Here is a 23823-nt window from a genome sequence, read left to right as displayed (position 1 = left end):
GAGGCGGCGGCGTCCAACCGGCGCCGGGGCCCGGCCGGGTCAGGCGTCGTCGTCGGAGGGCTTGGCGGCCGCACTGGCCTTGGCCGCCTTGGCGGCCTCCGCGCGCTCCCACTCCTGCTGCCTCAGGTCGGCCTCGCGGGGCGCCTGGATCTTCTTCATCTGCTTGCCCATCGACCGGATCAGGAAGACCGTCGCAGCCAGCAGGAGGAGGAACACCACGAAGCCGAGGACGCCGGGGCTGACCGTGTCGTCGTTCAGCGGCATGGCGTAGACGGCAGGCATCACAGACACACCTTCTCCCGGATGCCGGCGAACAGGTCGTCCTCCGGCAGTTCCGTGTCGACCAGGGACCTGGCCAAATGGTAGTCCTCGGTCGGCCATGCCTCGCGCTGGACGTCCAGCGGGACGACGAACCAGAAACCGTTCGGGTCGATCTGGGTGGCGTGGGCGAGCAGGGCCTGGTCACGGGTCTCGAAGTGGTCGGCGCAGGGGACCCGCGTGGTGACCTCCCACCTGGCGGGCTCGTCGCCCTCCTCCTCGAAGCGCTTCAGCCAGTCGCCATAGGGCGACTCCAGGCCGGCCTTCTCCATGGCGGAATGCAGCGCGAGGATGCGGCCCTTGCTGAAGGTCATGTGGTAGTAGAGCTTCAGCGGCTGCCAGGGGTCGCCGGTGCCCGGGTAGCGCTCCGGGTCGCCCGCGGCCTCGAACGCCTCCACCGACACCTCGTGGCACTTCACGTGGTCGGGGTGGGGGTAGCCGCCCTTCTCGTCGTAGGTGAGCATCACGTGCGGGCGGAACTCGCGGACCGCGCGCACCAGCGGCTCGGTCGCGGTCTCCAGCGGCTCCAGGGCGAAGCAGCCCTCCGGCAGCGGCGGCAGCGGGTCGCCCTCGGGGAAGCCGGAGTCGACGAACCCGAGCCAGCGCTGGCCGACGCCGAGGATCTCGCGGGCCCGCGCCATCTCTGCCTCGCGGACCTTGCCGATGTCGGCCTTGACCTCGGGACGGTCCATCGCCGGGTTCAGGATGTCGCCGCGTTCACCGCCGGTGCAGGTGACGACGAGGACCTCGACGCCGTCGGCCACGTAGCGCGCCATCGTGGCCGCGCCCTTGCTGGACTCGTCGTCGGGGTGCGCGTGCACCGCCATGAGACGCAGGGGCTCGTCGCCGCCGCACGGCCGTTCGAGCGCCGCGCCGTCGAAGACGTCGGACGTACCGTCGATGACCTCGGACACTTGGGGGTCTCCCTCTCCGGACTGTTGAGCGGCCCCCGGTTCGAGGCACGCGCCATGACAGACGAGAATGAATTGTCCCTGACAACGTCCGAACCCCGCACGAGGATTCCCGCCATGACGACGAGCGTGTCGAAAGCAGCGGCTCCGGCCGAGTCCCGGCGGAGCCGGCTCGGCCTGGCGGTCATCGGCCTCCTCGCGGCGGTGATGGCGGCCGGCTTCGGCGTCCTCGCCGCGCACACGGGGCAGACGCCCGGGATCGTCCCGCAGACCGTCACCTACGACATCACCGACACGTCGGTCGAGATCAACTACACGGTGGCCAAGGGGAAGGACGACGACGTGCGCTGCACGGTGGACGCCTACGACACCGCCTTCGCGGTGCTCGCGCAGAAGGAGGTCTCGGCTCCCTCCGGGAAGTCCAGCGTGAAGGGGACGGAGACGCTGCAGACGCCGCGGCGGGCGACCGGGGCCAGGATCCGCGACTGCCGCAAGGTCTGACACCGCCGCGACCGGCCGACCGATACGCCCGGTGAGTGACGAGACACGGTTTGGCGGATTGCGGACGCCGTGTTCAGGGAACCTTTACCCGCACACACCGGATAGGCTTGAGGTTTCACCCAGCCGCACTTCATGTCGATGTGACTCCCGCCCGCGGGGGCGGGTGAGATCGCACCATGTGGATGAGGAGTACCCGTGACCGAGACCCGCGCTGACAACGTCACCTGGCTCACCCAGGAGGCGTACGACCGGCTCAAGGCTGAGCTGGACCACCTGTCGGGCCCGGGCCGCATCGAGATCGCTCAGAAGATCGAGGCGGCGCGGGAGGAGGGCGACCTGCGCGAGAACGGCGGCTACCACGCGGCCAAGGAGGAGCAGGGCAAGATCGAGGGCCGGATCCTCCAGCTCCAGGGCATCCTGGAGAACGCCCGCGTCGGCGAGGCCCCGCGCACGGAGGGCGTCGTCGGGCCCGGCATGACCGTCACGGTCTCGTTCGAGGGCGACGACGAGGAGGTGACGTTCCTGCTCGCCTCCCGCGAGGAGGTCGGCGCCCCCATCGACGTCTACTCCCCGAAGTCGCCGCTCGGTGCCGCCATCGACGGCAAGAAGGTCGGCGACAAGGCCACCTACAACCTCCCCAACGGCCGCTCGATGACCGTGGAGGTCCTCGACGCCACCCCCTACGGCGGCGCGTAGCCGCCGGGTTCGACACCGCGCAGACGACGACCGCCGGGCGGCTCCCGCCCGGCGGTCGTCGCTTGTGCGGCCCTACCTCCGCGGACGTCCACCGGGCGGTCCGCCCCCGGCGGGTGCGGACACCGCGCGGACGAGGGGGAGGGTGCGGTACGGGATCTGGGTGGCGAGGGAGATCACCGAGGAGGCGCGCTCCACGCCGGCGACGTCCACGATGACGTCGATGACGCGCTGGAGGTCGGTGTTGCTGCGGGCGACGATGCGGCACAGCATGTCGCCGGGGCCGGTGATGGTGTGGGCCTCGATCACCTCGGGCACCTGGGCGAGCCGGGCCGCCACCGGGTCGTGGCCGCCCGCCTGCCGCAGTTGCAGCGTGACGAAGGCCGTCACCCCGTAGCCGAGCGCGGCCGGGTCGATCTCCGGGCCGTGGCCGGCGATGACGCCGTCCCGCGCGAGCCGGTCCAGCCGCGCCTGGACGGTGCCGCGCGCGACCCCGAGCCGCCGGGACGCCTCCAGGACGCCGACCCGGGGCTCGGCGGCGAACAGCTCGATCAGCCGGCCGTCCAGTTCGTCGATCGGCACGGCACCCTCCTGTGGTCGTGGTCACCATGTACAGAGCGACCGGTCGGATCGCGGTCGCACTGTACAGATTGACCAGTGTTTCAGCCCGCTCTTGCGCACCTTGCAGGCACATGTCGAGATTAGGTGGCATGGATGAGTTTCCGGTCAAGGGTATGGACGCCGTCGTCTTCGCCGTCGGCAACGCCAAACAGGCCGCCCACTACTACTCGACCGCGTTCGGGATGCGCAGGGTCGCCTACCGGGGCCCGGAGAACGGCAGCCCGGACGAGGCGGTGCACGTGCTGGAGTCGGGCGGCGCCCGGTTCGTGTTCCGCGGACCGGTGAAGGCGGGCACCGAGCTCGGGCGGCACATCGCCGAGCACGGCGACGGTGTCGTGGACCTCGCGATCGAGGTGCCCGACGTCGAGCACGCCTACCGGCATGCGCTCGCGAAGGGCGCCACCGGCCTGCAGGAGCCGCACGTCCTGGAGGACCGGTACGGCAAGGCGACGGTCGCGGCGATCGCCACCTACGGCGAGACCCGGCACACGCTGGTCGACCGCTCCAACTACACCGGCCCCTACCTGCCCGGGTTCGAGCCCGCCGAGCCGATCGTGGAGCCGGTGGGCAAGCGGTTCTTCCAGGCGATCGACCACTGCGTCGGCAACGTCGAGCGCATGGACGAGTGGGCCGACTTCTACCACCGAGTCATGGGCTTCACCGACATGGCGGAGTTCGTCGGCGACGACATCGCGACCGAGTACTCGGCGCTGATGTCCAAGGTCGTCGCGGACGGCACCCGCAAGGTGAAGTTCCCCCTGAACGAGCCCGCGGAGAGCAGGCGCAAGTCGCAGATCGACGAGTACCTGGAGTTCTACGGCGGCCCGGGCGTCCAGCACATCGCGCTCGCCACGAACGACATCCTGGCCTCGGTCGACCGGATGCGCGCCGCGGGCGTGGAGTTCCTGGAGAGCCCCGACTCCTACTACGAGGACCCCGAGCTGCGCGAGCGCATCGGCCAGGTCCGGGTCCCGATCGAAGAACTGCAGAGGCGCCGGATCCTGGTCGACCGGGACGAGGACGGCTACCTGCTGCAGATCTTCACCAAGCCCGTCCAGGACCGTCCGACCGTGTTCTTCGAGCTGATCGAGCGGCACGGCTCGCTCGGCTTCGGCAAGGGCAACTTCAAGGCGCTGTTCGAGGCGATCGAGCGGGAGCAGGAGCGCCGCGGCAACCTGTGACACCGCGCCACCGGTGACACCCGTGGCACCGCGGCGAGCCTCGACGCCGCGGTGCCCGGACTCGGGGGACCCGGCCCCGGACGCGCCCGCGTCCGGGGCCGGTCGTCGCCCGGGCGACCGCGCGCCGCCCGTACCGGGCACACTGTGGGGCCATGAGCGAACCACCCCAGGACACCCCGAAGCCGGACAGCGGCTGGCAGCCCCCGGACCGGCCGCCGGGCGAGGCCCCCGCCTCGCCCGAACGCCCGCCGCCGTACCAGGGCTCCTACGGCGGGCCTCCGGCCCAGGCCGCCCCCGCGCCCGGGTACGGCCACCCCGGCGCCCCGCCGCCGCAGGCGCCGCCGGTCCCGGGCTACGGCCCTCCCGGCTACCACCACCCCGGTCCGCAGGGGCCGCAGGACGTGATCGCGGGACGGGGCGCGCGGCTCGGCGCCGGAATCCTCGACAGCGTCCTGCTCGGCATCGCGGCGACGCCGGCCGTCCTGTTCTCGATCCGCTGGGACCGGCTGCAGGACATGGCCAGATCGGGCGAGCCGATGACCGACCCGCTGGACCTCTACAACATTCCGCGCCTCATCGGCGGGTACGCGATCGCGTTCCTGCTGGGCTTCGTGTACTTCACCGTTCTGCACGCCCGATGGGGCCAGACGCTCGGCAAGAAGGCGTTCGGCATCCGGCTGGTGCGGGCATCCGACCTGTCGGCGGTGAGCTGGGGCCAGGCGCTCGGACGGCAGGCCTTCGTCTACGCCATCAGCGTGACGACGGGCGCGCTGAACCTCCTCACGCCGGTCGCGGGGATCCTCGGGCTCGTTGGCCTGCTCGACAACGCCTGGATCCTGTGGGACGAACGGCGCCAGGCGCTGCACGACAAGGTGGCCGGGACGGTGGTGGTGAAGGCGACGCCGTGGACGCCGAACCCCTACGCCCGCGACCAGACCCGGTCCTGACCGCGTCCCCGGTAAGAGCCTGGTCATGCGGGGGTAAACATTCCGGCTCCACCCGGGCGCGGCAGGGTTGGGTCGCGGTCACGCGGCGACCCTCACGGCATGACGCAACCGCCGCACGACCCCGCGTCCGGGCGAGAGCCGGAAGACGACCGGCCGCACGGGGACCAGGAGCACCCCGACCGGCCGGGCCCCTATGGCGGCCGGCAGCCGTATGGTGAACGACCCCAGGGCCAGCAGCCTCCGTACGGCGAGCAGCCACCGCAGGGAGGCCAACAGCCGCCCGGCGGGCAACAGCAGTACGGCCAGCAGCAGTACGGCCAGCAGCAGTACGGCCAGCAGCAGTACGGCCAGCAGCAGTACGGCCAGCAGCAGTACGGCCAGCAGCCCTACGGGGAGCAACAGTGGGGCGGGCAGCAGCAGTACGGCGGACAGCAGCCCTACGGCGAGCAGCAGCCGTACGGCCAGCAGCAGTATGGCCAGCAACCGTATGGCCAGCAGCCCTACGGCGAGCAGGGGCAGTGGCAGCAGCAGCAGCAGTACGGCGAACAGCCCTACGGGGCCCAGCCGGGGTACGGGCAGCAGCACCCCGGCTACGGGGCGGGCGGGTACCCGCACCCTTCCGGGGAGCTGGCGAGCCGCTGGGCGCGGCTGGGCGGGGGCATCGTCGACCTCATCGTCATCGGCATCGTGGCGGGCCTGATCTCGATCCCGTTCATCAACTGGAACGACGTCGTCGACCCGGAACCGGGCACCTCCATGTACGACGGCGCCCGGGTGGGGACGAACGCGATCAGCGTCGTGCTGGCCTTCTTCTACTTCTGGCTGATGCACGCCAAGTGGGGGCAGACCCTCGGCAAGATGCTGGTGCGGACGCGGGTCGTGCGGGCCGACGACGGGCAGGCGATCACCACCGGCCAGGCCGCGGGCCGCTCCGCGTTCTACAGCGTGCTCGGCGGCATCTGCGGGTGCATCGGCCTGATCGACATCGCGTGGATCCTCTGGGACCAGCGCAAGCAGGCGCTCCACTGCAAGGTGGCGCGGACGGTCGTCGTCAAGGCCGACCCGTACCGGCCCAATCCCTACTCCCACCGCTGACATCGCCCCCGCCGGCGGGCTTTCCGGCACCGTCCGAGTTGCCGGGCGGGGTCTCGTCCGGGCAGGCTGGACGGCGTGCATATGGCCGGAAACTCACCCAGTCCCCGTCGTAACGGCTCAAGGGCCGTCCGCGGCGCCGCGTCGCGCGGCGTCCCGGGGCTGGCCGCCCTCGCCCTCGCGGGGTCGCTGACCGCAGCCTGCCAGACCCCGTTCAAGGACCCGGGCGCCTCCGGCCCGTCCAAGGGACCGGTGGTGAACGGCCCGGCGGGCCCCACCACCGCGGGCGACGACTACGTGCCGGGCAACGGCAACGGCGGCTACGACGTCCAGCACTACGGGCTGAAGCTCACCATCACCCCGGACGGCCCGAAGCAGCTCGACGGCGTCGCGACGATCACCGCCAAGGCGACCGCGAAGCTCGCCCGGTTCAACCTCGACCTGACCGGCCTGGACGTGTCCTCCATCAAGGTGGACGGCGCGCCCGCGCGGCAGCAGCGCGGCGGCGGGGAGCTGGAGGTGACGCCCGCCAAGCCCCTGGAGCAGGGCAGCACCTTCACCACGGTGATCGCCTACTCGGGGACGCCGCGCCCGGTGTCGGACCCGGTGCTCGGCCGGTACGGCTGGATCCGCACGTCCGACGGCGTCTTCGTGGCGTGCCAGCCGAGCGGCGCGCACACGTGGTTCCCGAGCAACGACCATCCGAGCGACAAGGCCACCTTCGACTTCGAGATCACGGTCCCGCAGGGCCTGACGGCGATCGCCAACGGCGAGCCGGACACGCCGCCGCAGGACTCCGGCGGCGGCGCGCCCGGAACCCCGCCGGGCCTGCCCGGCGGGCCGCCCACCGAGACTCCGCCCACCGAGCCGACGGACGGCCCGACGGACGGTCCGGGCGTCGTGCCGGTCGGCCACCGCGCCGCCGCGGGTGCCGTGACGACCTCGAAGTGGCGGGTCAAGGACCCGATGGCCACCTACCTGGCCACCGTCGACGTCGGCCGGTTCGCGGTGCGGACGGGCAAGACGGCCGGGGGCATCCCCAATATCACCGCCGTGGACGCGACCACCTCCGGTGTGAACATCGACCAGTTCCACCAGCTGAACGGCCGGGTCATCGACGAGTGGTCGAAGCTGTTCGGCCCGTACCCGTTCTCCTCCACCGGCGGCCTGATCGACAACGCCGACGTCGGCTTCGCGCTGGAGACGCAGACGCGGCCCGTGTACGGGGCGTTCGGGCTCCAGCCGACCATCGTCGCGCACGAGCTGGCGCACCAGTGGTTCGGCGACAGCGTCAGCCTGTCGCGGTGGCAGGACATCTGGCTGAACGAGGGCTTCGCGACCTACGCCGAGTGGCTGTGGGACGAGAAGACCGGCGGCCAGACGGTCCAGGAGCACTTCGACGAGGCCTACAACGGCATCGGCGGCGGGGAGCTGTGGGACGTCCCGCCCGGCGACCCCGGGCGCAAGCAGATGTTCGGCCGGTCGGTGTACGACCGGGGCGGCATGACGCTGGTCGCGCTGCGCGGCCGGGTCGGCGAGGACGTGTTCTACAAGATCCTCCAGACCTGGACGAAGGAGCACCGGCACGCCGCCGGGACGACGAAGCAGTTCATCGCGACGGCGAACCGCGTGTCGGGCAAGAAGCTGGACGCGTTCTTCGACGACTGGCTGTACCAGAAGGGCCGTCCGTCCAAGTGACGCGGTGATCCCGGTCTGCTGCGGGTGAAGGCCCGGCAAGGATTGGGGAAAGGCGGGCCGGTCGCCGTCCGCGCGGGGCGGGCGCGCGCCATCATCGGCCTGATGAACGGGCCATCTCGGCGGATGACCGCGGCCTTGACCGCCGCGATCCTGGTCGGATCGCCCGGCGCCGCGTCCGCGTCCAAGGATCCGGGCGCCGCGGCGGAGCGGCGGGCGGCCGCACCTTGTCCACAGCCCTTGCCGCCCGCCGTGCCGCCGCCGGACATGTGCGGCACGGCCTCCCCGGGAGCGCCCGGCCTGGGCGACCCCTACTTCGAGGGCGCGGGCAACGGCGGCTACGACGTCGCCCACTACGACGTCGCGCTGGCCTACGCGGGCGCCAGGACGGGAGCGGTCGACGCGGCGGTCACGGTCACCGCGACCGCCACCCAGGACCTGTCCGCGTTCGACCTCGACTTCCGCGGCCCGCAGATCACCGCCGTCGCGGTGGACGGCCGGGCGGCGCGCCACCGTCGCGCCGGCCGGGAGCTCGTGGTCACGCCCGCCGAGCCGATCCGCGCCGGACGGACGTTCCGGGTCGCCGTCCGGTACGCGGGCAGACCGGAGCCGATCGGGAACAAGGCGTTCGGCGCCTACGGGTGGGTCCCGAGCAAGGACGGCGCGGTCGTCGCCTCCGAGCCGGATGGCGCGTCCACCTGGCTGCCGGTGAACGACCACCCCCGCGACAAGGCCACGTACGCGTTCCGCATCACCGTCCCGAGGGACCTGCGCGCCGTGGCGAACGGGCGTCCCGGTCCCGTCCGCACCGGCATCGCGACCACCACCTACACGTGGACCGAGGACGCGCCGATGGCGAGCTACCTGGCCACGGTCGCCATCGGACGGTTCCAGGTGCGGCGGACCGAGGTGGACGGCGTCCCGGTGATCACGGCCGTGGACCCCGCGTTCCGCTCGGCCGCCGAGCGGCTGGAGAGCACCACCGTCAAGGTGATGAAGTGGGCGGCACCGCTCTTCGGCCCGTACCCGTTCGCGACGGCGGGCGGCATCGTCGACGACCCGAAGCTCGGCTATGCCCTGGAGACCCAGGAACGCCCCGTCTATGGCGGCTTCGCGCCGGACGACGGCTTCATCGTCCACGAAATGGCCCACCAGTGGTTCGGTGACAGCGTCGGGCTGCACCACTGGAGCGACATCTGGCTGAACGAGGGCTTCGCGACCTACGCCGAGTGGTTGTGGCGCGAGCGCACCGGCACGGACTCGGCCGAGAAGATCTTCAAGCGGTACTACGCGCAGCCCGCGAGCTCGCCGATCTTCAGCCCGCCGCCGGGCGCGCCGGGCGCCGCGAAGATGTTCGGCTTCTCCGTCTACGTCCGCGGCGCGATGACGCTCCAGGCCCTCCGCGAGCGGGTCGGCGACAGGGCGTTCTTCACGATCCTGCGGACGTGGACGGCCGAGCACCGCCACTCCACCGCCACGACGCCGCAGTTCACCGCGCTGGCCGAACGGGTGTCGGGCCAAAGGCTCACGACGCTGTTCCAGGCGTGGCTCAGTTCGGAGACCAAACCGCTGAGTTGGTGACCGGACACCGGATTCCGCCACAGAAACCTCACCTGACAGGCAGATTCGATATCAAATCGCGCTTGTGCGGACCCGGTTCACGAGAAAGTCTTGAGCGCTGTCATGACGGTCCACCCAGGCTACCGAGGACGAGGTCGATGAGCAGAACCCCCAGAGCGCTGGCGGCCGTGACGCTGGGCGTCGCGGCGAGCCTCGCGGTGACCGCGGCACCCGCCGGCGCCGCCGAGCGGTTCACCCCCGGGGCGCCCGGCGCGGGCGACCCCTACTTCCCCGACATGGGCAACGGCGGCTACGACGTCGCCCACTACGACATCGGCCTGAAATACGACCCCGCGACCAAGGGGATCCAGGCGGTGACCCGCGTGACGGCGCGGGCGACGCAGAACCTGTCCCGGTTCGACCTGGACTTCCTCGGCCCGCTGAAGATCTCCTCCGTGAAGGTCGACGGCCGCGCCGCGTCCTACACGCGGACGGGCGCCCAGGAGCTGGTCATCACCCCGCGCAAGGGCATCCGGGACCGCCGCGCCTTCACCGTGACCGTGGCGTACTCCGGCGTTCCGCAGACGGTCAACGACGACGCGCTGGGCGTGTCCGGCTGGGTGCCCACCCCCGACGGCGCGGTGATGCTCAACCAGCCGTTCGGCGCGGCCACCGTCTACCCGGTGAACGACCACCCGACCGACAAGGCGACCTACACCTACACGCTGACGGCTCCGAGCGGCCTCACCACGCTCGCCAACGGCGACCCGCGCGGCAGGCGGACCGCGGGCGGCTGGACGACCACGCGCTGGGACGTCCGCAACCCGATGGCCAGCGAGCTCGCCATGATCGCCATCGGCCGGTACGACGTGACCACCGGACGGACGAAGGCGGGCATCCCCAACCTGACCGCCACCGACCGGGCCATGGCCATCAAGCCGGAGGACGCGAAGAAGTTCCACGACCAGACCGCCGAGGTCACCGACTTCCAGAACCGGCTCTACGGCCGCTACCCGTTCACCTCGACGGGCGGGATCGTCGTCAAGGCCGGGGTCGGCTACGCGCTGGAGACGCAGGGCCGCCCCGTGTACGACCTCGGGCGCCGTCCGGGCGGCATCCCGAGCACCGACCTGCTCGCGCACGAGCTGGGCCACCAGTGGTTCGGCGACTCGGTGTCCCCGGCCAGGTGGGCCGACATCTGGCTGAACGAGGGCTTCGCGACGTACTCCGAGTGGCTGTACGCGGCGGCGCACGGCGGCACGTCCGTCCAGAAGCAGTTCGACGAGACCTACGCGACGCCCGCGAGCAACGGCCTGTGGACGGGCAGGGTCGCCGACCCGGGCCGCGACCACATCTTCGACGGGCTCGTCTACGACCGCGGCGCGATGGCCGTCCACGTGCTGCGCACGAAGATCGGCGAGCGGGCCTTCTCGGCTCTGCTGAAGGCGTGGCCGGCCGCCTACCGGTACGGCAACGCCTCCACGAAGGACTTCGTCCGCTTCGCCGAGCGCCTGTCCCGCAAGGACCTGGACGCCTGGGCCAAGGCCTGGCTCTACTCCGAGGGCAAGCCGTCCCTGTAGAACCCCGCTCGGCCGTGACACCGCACCCTCACGCTGAGCCGGCCGCGCGCGGCTAGCTCAGCGTGAGGGTGTAGCCCTTCTCGCGGAGGCGGCCGATGACGTCCTCGGAGTGGTCGGCCCCGCGGGTCTCCAGGTGCATGAGCACCTCGGCCTCCTCGACATGGAGGCGGGCCGCCATCCGCTCGTGCATGACGTCCAGGACGTTGACGCCCAACTCGGCCAGTTCGCTCAGCAGGGTCACCAGGGCGCCCGGACGGTCCTTCAGGCGGCAGCGCACCACCAGGTAACGCCCCGCGCCCGCGAGCCCGTGCCGCAGCACCTTCGACAGCAGCAGCGGGTCGATGTTGCCGCCCGACAGCAGCACCACGACGGGCGGCTCGACGGCGTAGCCGTGCTCCAGCAGCGCCGCGACGCCCGCCGCCCCCGCCGGCTCGACGACCTGCTTGGCGCGTTCGAGGCAGAGCAGCAGGGCCTGGGAGATCGACTCCTCGGTCACGGTGACGACGGCGTCCACCAGCTCGGTGAACATGGCGTAGGTCAGCTCACCGGGACGGCCGACCGCGATGCCGTCCGCCATCGTGCGCTCGATCCCGATCTGGGTGGGCCTGCCCGCTGCGAGCGACGGCGGGAACGCCGCGGCCCGCTTGGCCTGCGCGCCGACGAGCTTGACATCCCCGCCGCCGGTCTCCTTCGCCAGGCCCTTCACCGCCGCCGCGACCCCGGCCAGCAGGCCGCCGCCGCCCACCGGCGACACGATCGTCCGCGCCTCCGGGCACTGCTCCATGACCTCCAGGCCGATCGTGGCCTGCCCCGTGACGACGTCAGGGTGGTCGAACGGGTGGATGAACACCGCGCCGCACTCGTCCGCGTACTCCTGCGCGGCGACGAGGCAGTCGTCCACGGTCGGCCCAGGGAAGACGACCTCGGCGCCGTAGCCGCGGGTCGCGGCGATCTTCGGGAGCGGGGCGCCGACGGGCATGAACACGGTGGCCTTGCAGCCGAGCATCGAGGCGGCGAGCGCGACGCCCTGCGCGTGGTTGCCCGCGCTCGCCGCGACCACGCCGCCCGCCCGCTCCCGCTCGCTCAGCCGCGCGATCCGCACGTACGCGCCCCGGATCTTGAAGGAGCCGGTGCGCTGCAGGTTCTCGCACTTCAGCAGGACGGGCCCGCCGATCTGCTCCGACAGCACCCGGGAGGGGATCAGCGGCGTCGGCACGGCCACCCCGCCCAGCAGCTCCCTGGCGGCGCGGACGTCGTCGACATCGATGGAGGCCGGACCAGAGTCGCTCATACTCGCTCGTGGGGGGGCGCCCCCCCACACCCCCCGGGCCGCTTCGCTCATTCATTCATCCTTGCATGCCCGGCCTATCCGGCACTCCAATAACGATCTTGGGCGTAGACCAGGGCGGCGGCGCCGACGAGGCCCGCGGTCTGCCCGAGCTCGGCCGGGACGATCCGCAGCCGGCGCGCGAACTCCATCCGCGCGTGCTCGCCGAACGCCTCCTCCATCGGGTCGAACAGCAGCCGTCCCGCCTGCGAGAGCCCGCCGCCGATCGCGGCGACCTCCAGATCGCACAGGTGCGTCGCGGACGCGATCGCGATGCCGAGGGCGCGGCCCGCCCGGCGCATCGCCGCGCCCGCGACCGGGTCCCCGCGGCGGGCGTCGTCGGTGAGCTCCACGCCGGTGGCGCCCGCGCTCCCGGACCGCCAGCCCTGCTCCCGCGCCCACGCGACCAGCCCCGGGCCGCGCGCGACCGCCTCCAGGCAGCCGCGGCCCCCGCATCCGCAGGGCGGCCCGCCGGGCTCGACGATGACGTGCCCGATGTGCCCGGCGTTGCCGCTGGCGCCGTTCACCAGGCGCCCGCCGAGCATGAGCCCGCCGCCGACGCCCGTGGACACCACCATGCCGAGGACGTTGTCGTGCCCGCGCCCCGCGCCGAGCCAGTGCTCGCCGATCGCGACGCAGACCGCGTCGTTGTGGATGCGGACGGGCAGGCCCGGGTACCGGGCGCGGAGCCGATCGCGCAGCGGGAAGCCCCGCCACGCCGGGATGTTCAGCGGCGACACCTCGGCTGCCGGCCAGGTCATCGGCCCTCCGCAGCCCACCCCGACGCCCGCGAGGGGCGGGTCCCCGGCGCCGGCGGCGAGCTTGGCGAGCAGCGCCTCCAGCGCCCGCCACAGCTCCTCCCCGTCCACGTCCGGCGAGTTGGGGGTGGGGGCCCGGTCGTGGGCGGTGACGCGCCCGTCGGGTTCGACCAGCGCGGCGGCGAGCTTCGTCCCGCCGACGTCCACCGCGAGCACGGCGCTCAAACGCCCTCCTCGGCCCGGCCGAACGCGAGGATCGAGGCGGTGAAGCCGTGCACGTGGTTGCGTCCCGCGACCGGGCCGATCTCCCCCGCCGCGAAGAAGCCGCCCACCCCGGCGGGGCCGAAGGCGCGGTCCAGCACCTTGGCGTCATGGTCGGAGTCGGGGAACATCGCCTGCCCGCGGCCGTTGCAGGAGATCAGCAGCGCGCCCTCGACCGGCGCGAGGTCGAACCGCTCCAGCAGCGCGGCGAGGTCCTCCTCGGCGGCGCCCGCGTCCCGGACCTGGAACCGGACGGTGCGCCCCACGTCCACCACGTCGCCGATCGCGATGGCGCCGGTGTCGGTGTCGGCGCCCACGACGCCGCGGACGAGGAAGTCGCCGTGCTCGTGCTCGTCGGCGTACTCGTCCATCGCGACGCCGATCAGCAGCCCGCGCCCGGCGAGCTCCTGCTCCTCCTCCGGCAGCCCGAGGACGATCTGTTCCAGCTTCTCCAGCGCCGGCACCCCCGCCAGCTCGTACAGGACGTTCTCCTCGGCCCTGGTCACCACCATGTCCGGGCCGATCGGGCGGGCGCCCTGGCTGACCACCGTGGCGGCGGCGACGGACCCGCCGATCACCACGCCGACCGCGCCGTCCCGGTACACCTCGCCGCCGACGAACAGCCGCGCCTCGCCTTGCCCGGTCTCGCCGCCGACCCCGCTGCCCTCGGCCAGCCCGCCGACCAGCGGCAGGCCGGGCAGCGCCTCGTCCGAGCGCTCCACGAACGCGTCCACCGGGAAGCTGTACGGGTCGGCCAGCAGCACGCCGACCGCGTCGTCGTCCTGGGCCTCCGGCATGCCGACCACGATGAGCCGGTCGTCGCCCTTCAGCGTCTCCAGCCGGAACGCGTCGAGCCGCGCGCCGGGCAGCACCGCCGCCCACGCGCTCACCGCGCCCCGCTCCTCCACGCCGCGCCCGGCCCCGATCACACCGGACGCGCTGCACCCCAGCAGCAGCGCGGGACCGGCCGCGCGCTGCGCCGCCTGCGCGGCCTCCTCGATCTGGCCCGGGTCGTCGCCGGTGACGAACACGCACACCAGGTCGGGCGCCGCGCTGAGCGGCGCGAGCGCCTGCTCGACCGCCGTCGTGGCGGCGCTGGACAGATCGGGTCCGAGGGCCAGGCCATCACCGAATCGCGCCATCGGCGCCGCCTCCCTCACTCCGTTCGCCGGGTCGCTTCACACCACCAGTCTCCCCCTCCGCGACCGTTCCACCCAAACGCCGGCGAGACGGGACAGGGCGGGCGAATCCCCGGCGGGGGTGCGATTCCCCGGGCCGGGACGTAGTGTCGGTCGCGTGCGTTCATCCACACCACGCGAGTCCTCCTCCGGCGAATCCGCACCCCGTGAATCGACGCTGGGCGCGCTGCGCGCCACCGGTCACGTGCGGCTTCCCGTCAAGGCCGAGATCCGGCGCAACCTGCTCGGCCGGCTGAGATCCGGCGAGCCGCGCTTCCCCGGCATCCTCGGGTTCGACGAGACCGTCCTGCCCCATCTGGAGCGAGCCCTGCTGGCCGGGCACGACCTGGTGCTGCTGGGCGAGCGCGGGCAGGGCAAGACGCGGCTGATCCGCACCCTGGTCGGACTGCTGGACGAGTGGACCCCCGTGGTGGCGGGCTGCGAGATCAACGACCACCCGTACGCGCCGGTCTGCGTGCGCTGCCGCCGGCTCGCGGGGGAGCTGGGCGACGCGCTTCCGGTCGAGTGGAAGCATCGCGACGACCGCTACGGGGAGAAGCTCGCCACGCCCGACACCAGCGTCGGCGACCTGATCGGCGACGTCGACCCGATCAAGGTGGCGGAGGGCCGCACGCTCGGCGACCCGGAGACCGTGCACTTCGGGCTCGTCCCGCGCACCAACCGCGGGATCTTCTCCATCAACGAGCTGCCCGACCTCGCCGAGCGGATCCAGGTGGCGCTGCTGAACGTGCTGGAGGAGCGCGACGTCCAGGTCCGCGGCTACGCGCTGCGGCTGCCGCTGGACGTGCTGCTCGTCGCGTCCGCCAACCCCGAGGACTACACCAACCGGGGCCGGATCATCACGCCGCTGAAGGACCGCTTCGGCGCCGAGATCCGCACCCACTACCCCCTCGAACTGGACGCCGAGCTCGCGCTGATCCGCCAGGAGGCCGACTTCGCCGACCTCGCGGGCCTGCCCGCCGAGGTGCCCGACCACATGGTCGAGGTGATCGGGCGGTTCACCCGGCTCGTCCGCGACTCGACGGCGGTGGACGCGCGGTCGGGTGTGTCGGCGCGGTTCGCGCTCGCGGGGGCCGAGACCGTCGCGGCGGGCGCTGTGCGCCGCGCGGCGCTCACCGGGGAGGAGCACGCCGTCGCGCGGGTCTGCGACCTGCCGGCCGTGGTGCCGTCGCTGATGGGCAAGGTGGAGTTCGAGGTCAGCGAGGAGGGCCGCGAGCAGGAGGTGCTGGAGCACCTGCTGCGCCGCGCGGTCGCCGAGACCTACCGCCGGACGCTGGGCGCCGCCGACCTCACCGGCCTGCTCGACAAGTTCGACTCCGGGGAGAGCGTGGAGTCGGGCGAGCTGGTGCCGGCGCGCGAGCTGCTGCGGCGCACCGGCCAGGTGCCCGGCCTCGCCAAGATCATGGAAAGGCTCGGCATGAGCGGGGAGTCCCCGGGGCAGGCCGCGGCGGCGATCGAGTTCGCCCTGGAGGGGCTGTTCCTCACCCGGCGGCTCTCCAAGGACGTCGCCGAGGGGCGGTCCGACGGGACGGCGACGTACCGGACGTGACACCCCGCCCCGAGGTCTCCACGCGCAAGGGGATTCGATGAGCCGATACCGCTACGGCGCCTACGAGGACGGGCCCGACCCGCTCGCGCCTCCCTACGACGTCCGCGACGCGCTGGACGCCGTGGGCGACTCGGTGCTGGACGGCACCCGCCCCGACGACGCGCTCCGCGAGCTGCTGCGGCGCGGCCTGCCGGGCGCCCAGCCGCGCCGGGGGCTCGACGACATGCTGCGCCAGGTCAGGGAGCGGCGCCGTGCGCTGCGCGACCGGGGCCGCCTCGACGGCACGCTGGAGCAGGCCCGCGCGCTGCTGGACACCGCGATCGGGCAGGAGCGGGCCGAGCTGTTCCCCGACCCGGGCGACGACGCGCGGCTGCGCGAGGCGGAGCTGGACATGCTGCCGTCCGACACCTCGCAGGCGATCCGGCGGCTGTCGGACTACGACTGGCGCTCCGCCGCCGCCCGCCGCACCTTCGAGCAGCTGAAGGACCTGCTGCGCCGCGAGGTCCTCGACGCGCAGTTCCAGGGCATGAAGCAGGCCCTGGAGAACCAGGATCCGGCCGCCATGCAGCGGGTCAAGGACATGATGGCCGACCTCAACGCGATGCTGGAGCGGGACGCGCGCGGCGAGCACACCCAGGATGACTTCGACCGGTTCATGGGCGAGTACGGGGACATGTTCCCCGACGATCCGCAGAACCTCGAAGAGCTGGTCGACGCGCTGGCCCGCCGCGCCGCCGCGATGGACCGGCTGCTCGCCTCGCTCAGCCCCGAGCAGCGCGCCGAGCTGGCCGGCCTCATGGAGCAGGCCATGCAGGACGCGGGCCTCGCCATGGAGATGACCCGGCTCGGCGACGCGCTGCGGACCCGCCGCCCCGACCTCGGCTGGGGGCAGCCCGAGCAGATGACCGGCGACGACCCGCTCGGCGTGGGCGACGCCACGACCGCGCTGGCGGAGCTGGCCGACCTCAGCGAGCTGGAGGCGGCGCTCGGGCAGGACTACCCAGGCGCACGGCTCGACGACATCGACGAGGACGCCGTCCGGCGGGCCCTCGGCCGGCAGGCCGTCGACGACCTCGCCGAGCTGCGCCGCATCGAGGCCGAACTGGAGCGGCAGGGCTACCTTCAGCGCAAGCGCGGGAAGCTGGAGCTGACGCCGAAGGCGGTGCGGCGGCTCGGCGAGACCGCGCTGCGCCGGGTGTTCTCCCAGCTGGCGTCCGGCCGGCGCGGCGACCACGACCAGCGGGACGCGGGCCAGGCGGGCGAGCTGACCGGCTCCAGCCGCGAGTGGCGGTTCGGCGACGAGCAGCCCCTCGACGTGGTCCGGACGGTGAGCAACGCGATCCGGCGCAGCGCCATGGAGCGCGGGACGACCTCGAACGGGACCGGGGAACGCGGCACCGGCCTCGTCCCCCCGCCCGCGGATGCGAGGCTCGCCGAACCCGTGGGCACCTCCGACGCCGTGGCGGTCGGCGGAAACGGCGCGCGGCGCCCGGACGGCGTGCGGCTGAGCGTGGACGACTTCGAGGTGCACGAGACCGAGCGCCGCACCGGCGCCGCCGTCTGCCTGCTCGTCGACCTGTCCTACTCGATGGTGCTGCGCGGGACGTGGGCGGCCGCCAAGCAGACCACGCTGGCCCTGCACACGCTCGTGACCAGCAAGTTCCCGCAGGACGCCATCCAGATCATCGGGTTCTCCAACTACGCGCGGGTGCTGCACCCCACGGAGATGGCGGGCCTCGACTGGGACATGGTGCAGGGCACCAACCTGCACCACGCCCTGATGATCGCCGGACGGCACCTGGACCGGCACCCCGACTTCGAGCCGATCGTCCTCGTCGTCACCGACGGCGAGCCCACCGCGCACCTGCGGCCGGACGGCCGCTCGCTGTTCGACTACCCGCCGTCCACCGACACGCTCGTGCTCACCCTCGCCGAGGTCGACAAGATGACCCGGCGCGGCGCCTGCATGAACTTCTTCATGCTCGCCGAGGACCGGCGGCTCGTGTCGTTCGTGGAGGAGGTCGCGCAGCGCAACGGCGGCCGGGTCTTCGCGCCCGACGCCGACCGGCTCGGCGAGTACGTCATCAGCGACTACCTGAGAATCAGGCGCTGAACCACGCGACGACCTCGATGGTCGCGATCGCGTCCGAAGGCAGGCCCGGGGGCGGAGACGCGAGCGAAGCGATGCCGGCGATCGCCGCTTTTGTCGACGTTGGAGGGCCGCCAGGCCCGAAGGTGGAGAGAAAAGCAATGAACTAAGGTCGGCCCATGTCGACTTCGGACCGCATCCTGCTCTTCCTCCACATCGGGTTCGCGATCTTCACTCTGGGGCCGCTGACCGCCGCCACGATGTCCACGCCCCGCTACATCCGCAAGCGCAACGTGGTCGTGGTGCGTTACCTCCACCGGACCACCCAGATCTACGGGATCGGGACGCTGGGGATCTTCCTGATCGGGCTCGGGCTGGCGAAGGGCGATCTCGCCGAGGTGTGGCTGACGGTGTCGATGACGCTGTTCGTCGTCGCGCTGGTGCTGCTGCTGATCGTCGAGCGCGACCAGCGCAAGGCGGTGCACCTGCTGGAGGTCGCGGCGGCCGAGGCGGTGCCCGCGCCCGTCGCGGCCCGTCCCGCCGCGACCGAGAAGGCCGGGGAGGCCAAGGAGGGCGGCGTCGAGGCCGAAGGCGGCGCGGCGGAGGCCGGGGCCCCCGCCGCCGGAGCCACCGCGGAGCCGGCGGCCGCCACCGGTGAGATCGCCCAGGTGGAGCGGGGGCGGCTGGCCGCCATGTCCGGCGTCGTCGCGCTGATCTGGCTGGTGATCCTCGTCCTGATGGTCTGGAACGGCTGAGCCGGCCCTACTGGCCGGGGTTCAGCCGCTTCTTGAGCCAGGCCAGGATCGTCGGGTAGACGCTTTCGTCGCTCAGCATGTCCGAAGCGTGCATGTCGCCCTCGACGGTCTTGACGGTCGCCTGGACCCCGGCGGCCCGCAGCGCGCCGGCCAGCCCGGTGCTCTGGGTGACCGGGACGAAGTCGCCGGTGGCGTGCATCAGCAGCATCGGGGCGTCGTCCGCGGAGACGTGCGTGACGGTGCTGGCGTCGTCCAGCTTCGTCCAGCAGTCCGGGGCGGCGGCCGCACCGGGCACGCAGTGGACGAGACCGACCACGGCCTGCCGCAGCTTGCGCTCGGTGAACGAGGCGTCCGGCTTCGCGCCGTCCTGGAAGGCCAGGAAGGGGTTGTTCGGCGGCGACAGCGCGACCACCCCGCGGACCTGGCGGGTGCCCGTCCCGAACGTGCCGAGCTGCGTCGCGAGGTGCCCGCCGGCCGACGAGCCCATGACCGCGATGCGGTTCGGGTCGACGTTCCACACCTGGGCGTGCTTCTTGATGAAGTCGAGGGCCGCCATGGCGTCGTCGCGCTGGGCGGGCCACTGCGCCTTGGGCGCGAGCCGGTAGTTGGCCGACAGGACCACGAAGCCCTGCTCGGTCAGCCGGCGCGCGAAGTACTTCCAGCCGCCGCCCTTGTCGCCCTCCAGCCAGTAGCCGCCGTGCAGGAGCAGCACGGCCGGCCGCGGCGTGGCGCGGGGGCCCGGCTTGCGCCAGTAGGCGTCGATCTTCTGGGCGGGCAGCTTGCCGTAGGCGTAGGTGCGGAACCGCGGCAGCTGCGGCGTCACCATGACCGCCTGCGCGGTGACCGTGCCGTCCGGCTCCCCGTCCGTGCCGGCCGGGCCGCCCTCAGTCGGCGTCGCGGACGGCGCCGACGGCGAGCCGGTACCGGGGGCCCCGGTCTCCGGCCCGCCGGACGGGGTCCCCGCCGGCGGCTCGGACGGCTCGGACGGGACGGACACCGTCGGCGTCGGCGTCGGCTCGTTCGCGTGGGCTCCCACGGGAACGGTCACGGCGGAGACACACGTCGCGGCGAACGCCGCCCCACAGACCAGTACTTTGCGCACCCCGGGCCCTTTCTTCACAAACCTGGCGCGCTGAGTATAGATGTTTTGATCAAGTCCGGTGGGGAATGGTCAGCCGATTCTCAGGAAAGCGCCTGCTCCAGATCGCGGAGCAGGTCGGCGGCGTCCTCGATGCCGACCGACAGCCGCACCAGGTCGGCGGGCACCTCCAGCGGTGATCCGGCCGCCGAGGCGTGCGTCATCCGCCCCGGGTGCTCGATCAGCGACTCGACGCCGCCGAGCGACTCGCCGAGCGTGAACAGCTTCGTCCGCTCGCAGACCCGGACGGCGGCCTCCTCCGACTCCATCCGGAACGAGACCATGCCGCCGAACGCCTTCATCTGCTTGGCGGCGATCTCGTGGCCCGGGTGGTCGGGCAGCCCCGGGTAGAGGACCTGCCGGACGGACGGGTGCCGCGTCAGCAGGTCCACGACCCGCTCCGCGTTGGCGCAGTGCCGGTCCATCCGCACGCCGAGCGTCTTGATCCCGCGCAGGGTGAGCCAGGCGTCGAACGGGCCCGCGACGGCGCCCATCGCGTTCTGGTGGAACGCCAGCCGCTCCCCGAGGCCGGCGTCCGCGGCGATCAGCGCGCCCCCGACGACGTCGGAGTGCCCGCCGATGTACTTGGTGGTGGAGTGGACGACGACGTCCGCGCCGAGCTCCAGCGGCCGCTGGAGGTAGGGCGAGGCGAAGGTGTTGTCGACGACCAGCAGCGCCCCCGCGTCCCGGGCGACGGCGGCCAGGGCCGCGATGTCGGCGACGCCGAGCAGCGGGTTGGTGGGCGTCTCCACCCAGATGATCTTCGTCTCGGGGAGGACCGCCGCCCGCACCGCGGCGATGTCGTTGAGCGGCACCGGGTCGAACTCGACCCCCCACGGCTGGGCGACCTTCGCGAACAGCCGGTACGTCCCGCCGTAGGCGTCGTTCGGGACGATGACGTGGGCACCGGGCTTGCAGACCGTGCGCAGCAGCGCGTCCTCGGCGGCGAGCCCGGAGGCGAACGCCAGCCCCCGCGCGCCGCCCTCCGTCTCGGCCAGGCATACCTCCAGCGCGGTACGCGTCGGGTTGGCCGACCGGGAGTACTCGTAGCCCCCGCGCAGCCCCCCGATGCCGTCCTGCTTGTACGTCGAGACCTGGTAGATCGGCGGGACGACCGCGCCGGTGGCCGGGTCGGGCTCCTGCCCGGCGTGGATGGCCAGGGTCTCGAACCCCCGTTGAACCTCGTTGTCCATGGGTACGAGGCTATCCACTCCCCGCCCCTCCTAGAGGAGGAGAGGCTCCCCCGGAGGTATCACACCGCATTTCGGCGCTGCGGGTGACCCCCGCGCCGTGTCCGGTCTCTACTGTTTTACAGGTATCCCTACGACTGTGAATTAAGGAAGCCCCCATGTTCGCTCGGCTCGCGCGCTTCGTCGTGAGACACCCGTGGTGGACGATCGTGGCCTGGCTCGTGGCCGCGGTGCTCATCATCGCCCTCTCCCCCAAGCTCACCACCGAGTCCGACCAGGGCGACTTCCTGCCCTCGAAGTACGAGTCGGTGCAGGCGCTCAAGATCGCTGAAAAGGCGTTCCCGCAGCAGGAGGACACCTCCTCGCTCGTCGTGGTGAAGCGTTCCGACGGCCAGGCGCTGACGGCGCAGGACACCGCGAAGGTGAACGAGGCCGCCAAGACGCTCAACGCCAAGAAGCCGCCGACGGTCCTCGGCTTCGCGACCGGCCCCGAGGCCGTGGCGCCCAACAAGGCCGTCCAGGTGATCATGGTGCCGATGAAGGGCACCTCGATGGCCGACAGCGAGAAGCAGGGCGACGCGGTCAAGCAGATCCGCAAGGACCTGCCCACCCTGCTGAAGGACAGCGGGATGGAGGCCAAGGTCGGCGGTGACGTCGCCGGCTTCGTCGACAACGAGGACTCCTTCAACAAGTCCTTCGAGATCGTCGGCATCGCCACCTTCGTGCTGATCATCGGGTTGATCCTGCTGATCTTCCGGGCCCCGCTGGCGGCGGTGCTGCCGATCGTCGTCATCACCGTGACCATGCAGGTCGCGATGGGTCTGATCGGCACGGCCTCGAAGATCTTCGGGTTCTCCGGCGACGACAGCCTCAGCACCATCATCCTGATCGTGCTCTTCGGCATCGGCGCCGACTACTACCTGTTCCTGATGTTCCGGTTCCGCGAGCGGCTGCGCGCCGGCGACGACAAGAAGACCGCGATGATCACCGCGGTGGAGCGGGTCGGCGAGGTCATCTCCTCGGCCGCCGCCGCCATCGCCGTGACGTTCCTGGTCCTGCTGCTCGCGACGTTCGGCGTCTTCAGCGCCTGGGGCCCGGCCCTCGCCATCGCCGTCGTCGTGATGGGCATCACCTCGCTGACGCTGTTCCCGGCGCTCGTCTCGCTGCTCGGCACCGCCGTCTTCTGGCCGTCCAAGGCGTGGAAGAAGCAGCCGAAGGGCAAATTCTCCACGGCCATCGGCCGCGGTGTCGGCAAGCGCCCCGCCGTCGCCGCCGCGGCGTCCGGGCTCGTCCTGGTCGTGCTGGCGCTCGGCACCCTCGGGTTCAAGGCCGACTACGACTTCGCGGCCGGCTTCCCGCAGGACACGGAGTCCGCCCAGGCGACCAAGGACATGGAGAAGGGCTTCCCGCCCGGCCTGACCACCCCGGTCCAGGTGTTCATCAAGAGCCAGAACGGTCAGCCGGTCACCCAGCAGCAGCTCCAGTCGTTCAGCCAGGCCGCCGAGAGCGCGCCCGGCGTCGGCAAGGTGCAGCAGCCCGTCCCCGGCCAGGACAAGACCGTGGCCCGGGTCGACCTGGTACTGAAGGTCAACCCGGCGTCCAACAAGGCGATCGCCCTGGTCAAGGACGAGCTGGCGCCCGCCGTGCACAAGGCGGCGCCGGAGGGCACCCGCGCCTACGTCGGCGGATCGACGGCGATCTTCTCCGACATCAACACGGTCAACAACCGCGACCTGTCGGTGATCCTGCCGGTGGCGGCGGTGCTGATCGCGCTGATCCTGGCGCTGCTGCTGAGGTCGGTGGTCGCGCCGATCTACCTGGTGGTGGCCGTCCTGCTCGGCTTCGCGGCGACGCTCGGCTCCGCGGTGTACGTCTTCCAGGGCGCGATGGGCGAGGCCGGCGTCACCTTCCAGCTGCCGATCGTCCTCTACCTGTTCGTGCTGGCCATCGGGACCGACTACAACATCCTGATGACGGCGCGGCTGCGCGAGGAGGCCAAGGAGGGCCACGACCCGCGGAAGGCCGCGGCCCTGGCCGTCCAGCACGGCGGCCCGACGGTCGCCGCGGCGGGCCTCATCCTGGCCGGCACGTTCTCGGTGATGATGCTCGCGCCGGTCTCGATGCTCCAGCAGATGGGCTTCTCGGTGGCGATCGGCATCGCGCTGTCGGCCTTCGTGATGTCCACCTTCCTGGTGCCGGGCCTCACCGCGATGCTGGGCCACAAGGCCTGGTGGCCGGGCCACGGCGACGAGCCGAAGAAGCAGCCGCGGCCGAACGACACGCGGGAGGACTTCGCTCCGACCGGGTACCGCGGCTAGCCGCGGCGCCCCCGAGACGTCGGGTTGCGGGGGCCGGCCCATAACGCCGCCCACCGGCCGGGCCCCGCAACCCGACACCTGAACGGCCGAGCGCCTGGAGATCGTCGATCTCCAGGCGCTCGGCCGTTCTCCGGTCGTCT

General features: G+C 72.3%; 20 protein-coding genes. 12 read left to right on the top strand and 8 right to left on the bottom strand.

Features of this window, described 5'->3' with window-relative positions; genetic code table 11:
- Positions 1-39: 39 nt before the first annotated feature.
- A complete protein-coding gene (locus tag BJ999_RS08225; protein ID WP_179832724.1) occupies positions 40-282 on the bottom strand; it encodes a hypothetical protein in 243 nt (80 codons plus the stop codon).
- Positions 282-1145: a mycothiol conjugate amidase Mca gene (gene mca / locus BJ999_RS08220; RefSeq protein WP_179838408.1), complete on the bottom strand. Its 864-nt coding sequence runs from the start codon at positions 1143-1145 to the stop codon at positions 282-284. Before mca ends, BJ999_RS08225 begins: the two co-directional genes overlap by 1 nt.
- Positions 1146-1346: 201 nt before the next feature.
- Here mca and BJ999_RS08215 point away from each other — a divergent pair, with 201 nt between their 5' ends.
- The gene (locus BJ999_RS08215) at positions 1347-1730 is read left to right on the top strand and encodes a DUF4307 domain-containing protein (protein WP_179832723.1); all 384 of its coding nucleotides are present in this window, start codon (positions 1347-1349) and stop codon (positions 1728-1730) included.
- Positions 1731-1925: 195 nt separating this feature from the next.
- Complete coding sequence (gene greA / locus BJ999_RS08210; RefSeq protein WP_179832722.1) at positions 1926-2426, top strand: transcription elongation factor GreA; 501 nt, start codon at positions 1926-1928, stop codon at positions 2424-2426.
- 72 nt (positions 2427-2498) lie between these two features.
- On the opposite strand, the gene BJ999_RS08205 is transcribed toward greA, so the two are convergent.
- Positions 2499-3005 carry an Lrp/AsnC family transcriptional regulator gene (locus BJ999_RS08205; RefSeq protein WP_179832721.1) on the bottom strand — a complete coding sequence of 169 codons (507 nt, stop codon included), beginning with the start codon at positions 3003-3005 and terminating at the stop codon, positions 2499-2501.
- 128 nt (positions 3006-3133) lie between these two features.
- Here BJ999_RS08205 and hppD point away from each other — a divergent pair, with 128 nt between their 5' ends.
- The 6 genes from hppD (at position 3134) to BJ999_RS08175 (ending at position 11099) form a co-directional block, all read left to right on the top strand.
- Positions 3134-4225 carry a 4-hydroxyphenylpyruvate dioxygenase gene (gene hppD / locus BJ999_RS08200; RefSeq protein WP_179832720.1) on the top strand — a complete coding sequence of 364 codons (1092 nt, stop codon included), beginning with the start codon at positions 3134-3136 and terminating at the stop codon, positions 4223-4225.
- Positions 4226-4377: 152 nt separating this feature from the next.
- A complete protein-coding gene (locus BJ999_RS42880; protein ID WP_179832719.1) occupies positions 4378-5172 on the top strand; it encodes an RDD family protein in 795 nt (264 codons plus the stop codon).
- A gap of 99 nt (positions 5173-5271) precedes the next feature.
- Entirely contained in the window at positions 5272-6267 is a 996-nt protein-coding gene (locus BJ999_RS08190) for an RDD family protein (RefSeq protein WP_179832718.1), read from the top strand.
- An 81-nt stretch (positions 6268-6348) separates the two neighbouring features.
- Complete coding sequence (locus tag BJ999_RS08185) at positions 6349-7962, top strand: M1 family metallopeptidase (protein ID WP_179832717.1); 1614 nt, start codon at positions 6349-6351, stop codon at positions 7960-7962.
- Positions 7963-8064: 102 nt separating this feature from the next.
- Entirely contained in the window at positions 8065-9540 is a 1476-nt protein-coding gene (locus BJ999_RS08180) for a M1 family metallopeptidase (protein ID WP_229810263.1), read from the top strand.
- Positions 9541-9677: 137 nt separating this feature from the next.
- Positions 9678-11099: a M1 family metallopeptidase gene (locus BJ999_RS08175; protein WP_179832716.1), complete on the top strand. Its 1422-nt coding sequence runs from the start codon at positions 9678-9680 to the stop codon at positions 11097-11099.
- 52 nt (positions 11100-11151) lie between these two features.
- On the opposite strand, the gene ilvA is transcribed toward BJ999_RS08175, so the two are convergent.
- From ilvA to BJ999_RS08160, 3 genes are all read right to left on the bottom strand, one after another.
- Complete coding sequence (gene ilvA / locus BJ999_RS08170; protein ID WP_179832715.1) at positions 11152-12390, bottom strand: threonine ammonia-lyase; 1239 nt, start codon at positions 12388-12390, stop codon at positions 11152-11154.
- A gap of 74 nt (positions 12391-12464) precedes the next feature.
- Positions 12465-13400: an ROK family protein gene (locus tag BJ999_RS08165; protein WP_308427253.1), complete on the bottom strand. Its 936-nt coding sequence runs from the start codon at positions 13398-13400 to the stop codon at positions 12465-12467.
- 5 nt (positions 13401-13405) lie between these two features.
- Positions 13406-14587 (bottom strand): FIST signal transduction protein, encoded by a 1182-nt coding sequence (locus tag BJ999_RS08160; protein ID WP_179832713.1) that lies wholly within the window; start codon positions 14585-14587, stop codon positions 13406-13408.
- A 154-nt stretch (positions 14588-14741) separates the two neighbouring features.
- On the opposite strand from BJ999_RS08160, the gene BJ999_RS08155 reads away from it, so the two are divergent.
- The 3 genes from BJ999_RS08155 to BJ999_RS08145 all read left to right on the top strand — a co-directional run bounded on the left by BJ999_RS08155 (position 14742) and on the right by BJ999_RS08145 (position 19037).
- A complete protein-coding gene (locus BJ999_RS08155) occupies positions 14742-16193 on the top strand; it encodes a sigma 54-interacting transcriptional regulator (protein WP_373292721.1) in 1452 nt (483 codons plus the stop codon).
- A 37-nt stretch (positions 16194-16230) separates the two neighbouring features.
- Complete coding sequence (locus tag BJ999_RS08150; RefSeq protein WP_179832712.1) at positions 16231-18306, top strand: vWA domain-containing protein; 2076 nt, start codon at positions 16231-16233, stop codon at positions 18304-18306.
- Between the two features lie 155 nt (positions 18307-18461).
- On the top strand, positions 18462-19037 hold the full coding sequence (locus tag BJ999_RS08145) for a hypothetical protein (RefSeq protein WP_179832711.1): 576 nt from the start codon (positions 18462-18464) through the stop codon (positions 19035-19037).
- Positions 19038-19044: 7 nt separating this feature from the next.
- Here the strand turns inward: BJ999_RS08145 and BJ999_RS08140 are convergent, their stop codons facing one another.
- Positions 19045-20085, bottom strand: a complete 1041-nt coding sequence (locus tag BJ999_RS08140) for an alpha/beta hydrolase (RefSeq protein ID WP_229810264.1) — start codon at positions 20083-20085, stop codon at positions 19045-19047.
- Between the two features lie 134 nt (positions 20086-20219).
- The gene (locus BJ999_RS08135) at positions 20220-21368 is read right to left on the bottom strand and encodes a cystathionine gamma-synthase (RefSeq protein WP_179832710.1); all 1149 of its coding nucleotides are present in this window, start codon (positions 21366-21368) and stop codon (positions 20220-20222) included.
- Between the two features lie 155 nt (positions 21369-21523).
- On the opposite strand from BJ999_RS08135, the gene BJ999_RS08130 reads away from it, so the two are divergent.
- The gene (locus BJ999_RS08130) at positions 21524-23683 is read left to right on the top strand and encodes an MMPL family transporter (RefSeq protein WP_179832709.1); all 2160 of its coding nucleotides are present in this window, start codon (positions 21524-21526) and stop codon (positions 23681-23683) included.
- The last annotated feature ends 140 nt before the right edge of the window (positions 23684-23823 follow it).

The sequence above is a fragment of the Actinomadura citrea genome (assembly GCF_013409045.1).
Classification (GTDB): domain Bacteria; phylum Actinomycetota; class Actinomycetes; order Streptosporangiales; family Streptosporangiaceae; genus Spirillospora; species Spirillospora citrea.
This window is presented reverse-complemented; position numbering and strand designations above follow the sequence as displayed.

Bases quoted from the DNA above. Each gene is read 5' to 3' on its own strand.
- BJ999_RS08225 (WP_179832724.1), bottom strand. From the start codon at position 282: ATGCCTGCCGTCTACGCCATGCCGCTGAACGACGACACGGTCAGCCCC.
- mca (WP_179838408.1), bottom strand. From the start codon at position 1,145: ATGGCGGTGCACGCGCACCCCGACGACGAGTCCAGCAAGGGCGCGGCC.
- BJ999_RS08215 (WP_179832723.1), top strand. From the start codon at position 1,347: ATGACGACGAGCGTGTCGAAAGCAGCGGCTCCGGCCGAGTCCCGGCGG.
- hppD (WP_179832720.1), top strand. From the start codon at position 3,134: ATGGATGAGTTTCCGGTCAAGGGTATGGACGCCGTCGTCTTCGCCGTC.
- BJ999_RS42880 (WP_179832719.1), top strand. From the start codon at position 4,378: ATGAGCGAACCACCCCAGGACACCCCGAAGCCGGACAGCGGCTGGCAG.
- BJ999_RS08190 (WP_179832718.1), top strand. From the start codon at position 5,272: ATGACGCAACCGCCGCACGACCCCGCGTCCGGGCGAGAGCCGGAAGAC.
- BJ999_RS08185 (WP_179832717.1), top strand. From the start codon at position 6,349: ATGGCCGGAAACTCACCCAGTCCCCGTCGTAACGGCTCAAGGGCCGTC.
- BJ999_RS08180 (WP_229810263.1), top strand. From the start codon at position 8,065: ATGAACGGGCCATCTCGGCGGATGACCGCGGCCTTGACCGCCGCGATC.
- BJ999_RS08175 (WP_179832716.1), top strand. From the start codon at position 9,678: ATGAGCAGAACCCCCAGAGCGCTGGCGGCCGTGACGCTGGGCGTCGCG.
- ilvA (WP_179832715.1), bottom strand. From the start codon at position 12,390: ATGAGCGACTCTGGTCCGGCCTCCATCGATGTCGACGACGTCCGCGCC.
- BJ999_RS08160 (WP_179832713.1), bottom strand. From the start codon at position 14,587: ATGGCGCGATTCGGTGATGGCCTGGCCCTCGGACCCGATCTGTCCAGC.
- BJ999_RS08150 (WP_179832712.1), top strand. From the start codon at position 16,231: ATGAGCCGATACCGCTACGGCGCCTACGAGGACGGGCCCGACCCGCTC.
- BJ999_RS08145 (WP_179832711.1), top strand. From the start codon at position 18,462: ATGTCGACTTCGGACCGCATCCTGCTCTTCCTCCACATCGGGTTCGCG.
- BJ999_RS08135 (WP_179832710.1), bottom strand. From the start codon at position 21,368: ATGGACAACGAGGTTCAACGGGGGTTCGAGACCCTGGCCATCCACGCC.
- BJ999_RS08130 (WP_179832709.1), top strand. From the start codon at position 21,524: ATGTTCGCTCGGCTCGCGCGCTTCGTCGTGAGACACCCGTGGTGGACG.